This is a genomic window from Pseudoalteromonas obscura (assembly GCF_030135505.1).
Taxonomy (GTDB): Bacteria; Pseudomonadota; Gammaproteobacteria; order Enterobacterales; family Alteromonadaceae; genus Pseudoalteromonas; species Pseudoalteromonas obscura.
On record NZ_JASJUT010000002.1, the window covers coordinates 108,651 to 113,991 of the forward strand.

The 5,341-nt window shown below is 42.0% G+C and carries 4 protein-coding genes; all 4 read right to left on the minus strand.

The annotated features are described in order from the left end of the window. Nucleotides 1-81 precede the first annotated feature (81 nt). On the minus strand, nucleotides 82-849 hold the full coding sequence (locus QNM18_RS04670) for a phytanoyl-CoA dioxygenase family protein (RefSeq protein WP_284136508.1): 768 nt from the start codon (nucleotides 847-849) through the stop codon (nucleotides 82-84). Between the two features lie 446 nt (nucleotides 850-1,295). Continuing rightward, the gene (locus QNM18_RS04675; protein WP_284136509.1) at nucleotides 1,296-2,684 is read right to left on the minus strand and encodes a serine hydrolase domain-containing protein; all 1,389 of its coding nucleotides are present in this window, start codon (nucleotides 2,682-2,684) and stop codon (nucleotides 1,296-1,298) included. Between the two features lie 11 nt (nucleotides 2,685-2,695). After that, complete coding sequence (locus QNM18_RS04680) at nucleotides 2,696-3,667, minus strand: TauD/TfdA family dioxygenase (RefSeq protein WP_247687272.1); 972 nt, start codon at nucleotides 3,665-3,667, stop codon at nucleotides 2,696-2,698. A gap of 9 nt (nucleotides 3,668-3,676) precedes the next feature. Further along, entirely contained in the window at nucleotides 3,677-5,269 is a 1,593-nt protein-coding gene (locus tag QNM18_RS04685; protein ID WP_284136510.1) for an MBL fold metallo-hydrolase, read from the minus strand. Nucleotides 5,270-5,341: the final 72 nt, after the last annotated feature.

Genomic DNA, 5,341 nt, shown 5'->3' on the forward strand with positions numbered 1-5,341 from the left:
CAAAGTCGCTGTGTTGCTTCAATCATTTTTCAAAGTAACAGCTAAAATATGCGTTATGCCGATTGATAATGTTAATGTGTATTAAACGTCTATTGGCTCAAAACTGCGTGCACTTAAGAAATCAGGCCTGCTAGACAATTTTTTAGGTACATTGGAAACTGCATTATAGGTAATAATCATGATCCTTCTGTCAGAGGCTGACATATTATTTGACGATGCGTGTATAACCTGGGGATCAAAAGCAAACCCTTCACCAGCAGCACAAGTGACAAACTCATATTCACCATCGGATAATACGTCTTGCATAAAGGACTTTTTGACTTGGAAGGTGAGATTAGATGACACGTTTTCCTGCCATACGTTACGACTATTATCGCTGACAGATTCAGATACATTACCGAGTTTATGGCTGCCTAGGACAATGCAAAGCGGCCCGTTAAGCATATTCACTTCATCAAGAGGAATGGCGATATTCACCATATTTGGTTGTTCGATATGGTCAAACTCCTGCCAATAGATAAAGTCTTGGTGCCAAGGCCAATTGGCACCTTCAAAAGCCAATTTTTGATTTATTTTAAACTGATGAACGTAAACCTGTTCGCCCAGCACCTTTTGTGCAAAGCTAACAAGTCTTTTGTCTTGGGCAATATCTCTGAAAAAAGAATCATACAAGTGTGGACCGTGTATCGCTCTGATGGTGTCCGTACCCTTTTCAAAAACAACCCCTTCACTAAACTTCTTAGAGTACTCTGAAACCGCCTTAGATATTTGGTTTATCTCTGTTTCACTAAATACCGGCCCCAGCTTGCTGAACCCACTATCCTTTACGTTTAGCACTTCTAAATTCATCTATAACCTCTTTTTATTCGTTATTTTTGGTTAAGTTAGCAAATCAATTTCAGCCCAACTTCGGCACAAACCTCGGTATAGTGCGCGCAATGCGCAGCATACGTCTCCTAAGCACAACTAAGCTGCGCCACTGCCTATTCAAACTAAACTATGTCGCCATCAAAAAAGCCGCTTCCTAGTCAATCGCCTTAGAGATGTTTGACATTAAATAAAAAAGCTCCCTACTTTTTCACTTATTGCTAAATTTTCAGTTCTATTTTTATCGTTAATATTTATTTGCTCAACGTGGTGTACGCGCCTATTTTTAACCTTTTGGTTTTATTGGCTTGGCAACGACCACGACGTTTCATAGAAAGTGCTATAAAGCCTCAATATCAACACCTTGCAAACACAAGGACATTGAAACTCTACAGCCATTTCAACGTATTTTTAAAACTCGCTGTATACTAAGAGCCTGCCTGAGCACCTTGCTTCGAAACTCTCTTGGCGTAATTGCGCTCACCTCTATAAAGATCGGTAAACGTCAGCACAGCCTCGCCGCCACTTTGCTCGAGGGTAAAAAAGTTCCCGCTGCACTTGTGGCTATAAGAGTTGTTTTCTCTTAACTCGATGACTTCTTCGCCACCCTCTTCAATCAAGATTAAATCCGTACCACTGCGTTTTATCTCAAACCGCTCCCCATCGGTTTTTTGATAGTGGCCCAACAGCGCTATTTCAGCAGGTTTATCTGCAACTAGGCTTATTCTGGCAGGTAGTAACTTGGTGTACTCAGCAACCATATGCAAAGTTGCCGGGCCAGGGTGGATACCCTCATTATTAGAAAGGCCAACAACATTGATGCCCAAGTCTTTGAAATACGCACTCCAAGATGTATAACCTGGCACGCGGCCTTCGTGGTAGATGGTCGGTACGCCGATTATTTCGCTAATATTTACGCCTAAGCCATAATCAACTTCTGTGCCGTCGCTCAATTTAGCTTTTTTCACCATTCTCTGATAAGACGATTCAGACAAAATTTTGCCGGTATTCAACATCATAAAAAACTGGCTCAGATCCGATACCGTGGATGAAATAGCACCTGCAGCATGCATCCACGTCCTACTTACCTTTTCGGGGTGGTAGAGCTTCTCAGGTACTTTTGGATCTGAGAAATAGCCAACCGTTTTATGTTGAGAAGGTTGCTCAAAAACATAGGTATTTTTGAGCCCAAAAGGCTCAAATATTCGCTGTTCTAAAAATTCACGATAAGACAGCCCAGATACTTCTTCAATCAATTTACCCAGTAAAATATACCCAGTGTTTGAATATTCGTAACTGTTGAGTGGCTCTTGGTAAGGCCTACGTCGAGTGATACTTTTAACGACACGGTCCAATCCCCTATCTCGGTGCCACAGCCCCCAAACTCTCGAATCACTTAGGTAATCAGGAAACCCTGCAATATGCGACAGGATCTGGGCGACAGTTGCATGTTTATATCCATCAGGGATAGACTTGACATAGGTGCCAAGTGGCGCATCGAGATTAACTTTTTTCTCTTCGCTGAGAAGCAACACAGCAACAGCGGTGTAAGTCTTTGTTATCGAACCAATATCCAACACGCTATCTTGATCAAGCTGCTCGCCAGTAGAGACATTAGCAAGTCCTATCGCCCCCGAATACAACACTTGGTTACCCTTAGTGATTTGAATGCTAGAACCTGCACTACGCTTGTTTGCATAACATTGATGGATCTCAGAAAAGCTAGCGCCGTAGACTGGACTAAATACTGATACCGCCGCGAATAAAGCACTCACTTTAAAGCTGTTACACTTTACGTTCAAAGACTTACTTGTCATATCTAGTCCTATTAAATAGATTGAAAACCAGAGGGCGCTGACATACCTACGAGGATTTTTCTATTTCCCTCGTACGGCTCTCTGCCATGGCTAAACCGCGTATTATCAATTAGCATCAAGTTATGCTTTTCCCACTTAAACTTAATTCGCAAGTCTTGGTTCAAGTCGCGGATCAGCTGTAACTCGGACTCATCAATTTCACTGCCATCGCCAAAGTACACATTTCTCGGTAAAAACTCTTTACCCAAGCTATTGATCAAACTTTCCTTCATATCTTTACCAAGGCTAGAAACATGAAATAAATGGGCCTGATTAAACCACACTTTTTTTCCTGAAACCGGGTGAACAATGGATGCTGGATTTATCTGCCACGTTCGCAATCTATCACCGGGTAACCATTCAAAATTAATGTTCTTTTGACGACAAAATGCTTCTACTTCTCCCTTATCGGATGTTTGAAACACTTCTTGCCAAGGCAAATCGACATCAGAGTAGTTCCTGACATACTTAAGCTGCTTGGACTCAAATTTGTCTCTTATCTCCTGTGGAATTAACTCATATAACTTGCAGCTATCTGCAATCGGCGTTTCCCCGCCTACTGGCGACGGTTGCATGCACAAAAAACCGAGTCGCAGTGGCCATTCATTTGAATAAGCATTTTCATTGTGCTGTAAAATAGTTTCACTGGCGTGATATTCGGTTGCCGTATAGATATTGCCCTTCAACCCTGTCCTCGGAGTTGAGCGATATTGATACTCTAGCAGCGGCCCTTGAAAAATGGTTTGCAACAGTTTTGAGAATTGCCCGGTACTGACCACCTTCAAGCCTTTAATTAAAACCGCGCCATTGGTTGCCACCAACGATTCTAATTCGGCGCGATTTCGCTGCGCCCAATCCAAGGTTTTTTCGCCTTGCAGGTCCACGTTGAGTACCAGTGGCTGACCTTCAACTTCAACTAAGTCATTGATTGACATCAATCCCATGTTTGTCTCCTAAAACTTAATTTCACTTTTGCCGCATAAACGCTCAACTGGAATGCCTTGTGCCTGACAAAACTCCACCATTTGCATAGATTGCACTATCTGCTCAGAGTCATCGCTATAATCAAGACCCATAAAGTAGTTGTACCAAGGCTCCAAGCCTAAAGCGTAAATCCACACATTTTTTGGTTTCAATGCATTGGTGATTTGAGAAGCCGTTTCAAAACTACTGCCATTGAGTCTGCGCGATTCCTTTATATTTCTTGGCACAGCCTCAGTGAAAAGGGCCCCATATAGCCATGTAAATGGTGCACCGACACATTCCATACCAATCGCCATTAAGTCTAATTCACCAAAGTAAGCGCTCAGCTTTTCATACATGATGGGTTCTAAGTTAGAGGAGTCAGCACCGGCATATATTTTTTTACCGTTAAGTTGGAATAACCAGCCAGTTTTACTTCTTATATTCAAATCGCCATGCTCACCCAAAAACGGAATGCCGGTAATGCTACCGTCCGGGACATCAATCACTTCTAAATCATCAATTTCAATTACATCAAACTTTAATTGCCTGAGGATCATTTTGAGCGACGGGTCTAACAATGAACCGCCATTGTTTTTAGGGACTAAAATACGACTTGTCTTGTGGCGAAGCTGCAATAAAGTCTCTAAGTTGACGTGATCTGAATGATTGTGTGTAAGACAAATGTAATCTATTTTTTCCGGTAGTTGCGCAAAACCAATCGCTTGCTCGCGATTTTTTGATGTGATGTTGGCCACAACGGGATCAACCAAAATGGATACATTTTGTGTTTGTAACAGTAAACCTGCATGACCAATATATTTAACAGATGTCGCCTCTATCTCTTGTGCACTGCCAGCTGGTGCTTCGGTAGTGAATAGTTCGAAAATATTTAAGCCACCTGTACACTGCTTGCCTTCAAACAAGGCTTCAATTTCCTGTTTAGAAATTGGCTGGGTCCGGGTTTTAAATAAGGTATCCCAGAATTCACTGTCAAAGGGTTCACTGATATGAATGTGGTCCGTATCTGGCAACCTTGGCGTGCTCAGTACAAATGGCCTTTCCATCTCTTCATTTAAGACACCTAAAGAGACCGATTGCAGATCTTTTCTGTAATATTCACTTTGATAGACCAACCCCTCGATAACACGGAAGCTCGGGTTGTGGTTACTATCCATAACTAGCTCCACATACCCTTTCAGTAAGTCAGGTACCTGTTTATAAAGCGGTTCTAAAGACTCGCCACTGACGTGTTGCTTGAGCATCGCATTGAGGGATTTCAGCGCATCGGCCAACTCACCAAAGAGCGCATCATCTGTTTCAAATTTATTGATAAGTGATTTAACATCCTCCAGCTGCTCAGCTTTACAATCGACAAACTCCCCACCACCTGCAATGGTTTTGTTTTCATTCGCCATAATATGCAGTTCATGATTGTTGGCAAATGACTTCATCAACCTTAGATGAGTTTTATTCATGTATAGAGCATACTGAAATGGAGATAAAAGGTTTGGCCATGCGTACCAGTTGTTTACCAATGGTTCGACGTAAACACTTTCTCTTAGATAATACTTCTGTGACATTTCCATCTCTTTTTATTTATTATGCGGCTGGTGTGCAATGTGCCACCAGCCTTTTATTATTTTGACTTAACG

Coding starts and splice junctions, on each gene's coding strand:
- QNM18_RS04675 (WP_284136509.1), bottom strand. CDS start 2,684: ATGACAAGTAAGTCTTTGAACGTAAAGTGTAACAGCTTTAAAGTGAGT.
- QNM18_RS04685 (WP_284136510.1), bottom strand. CDS start 5,269: ATGTCACAGAAGTATTATCTAAGAGAAAGTGTTTACGTCGAACCATTG.
- QNM18_RS04670 (WP_284136508.1), bottom strand. CDS start 849: ATGAATTTAGAAGTGCTAAACGTAAAGGATAGTGGGTTCAGCAAGCTG.
- QNM18_RS04680 (WP_247687272.1), bottom strand. CDS start 3,667: ATGGGATTGATGTCAATCAATGACTTAGTTGAAGTTGAAGGTCAGCCA.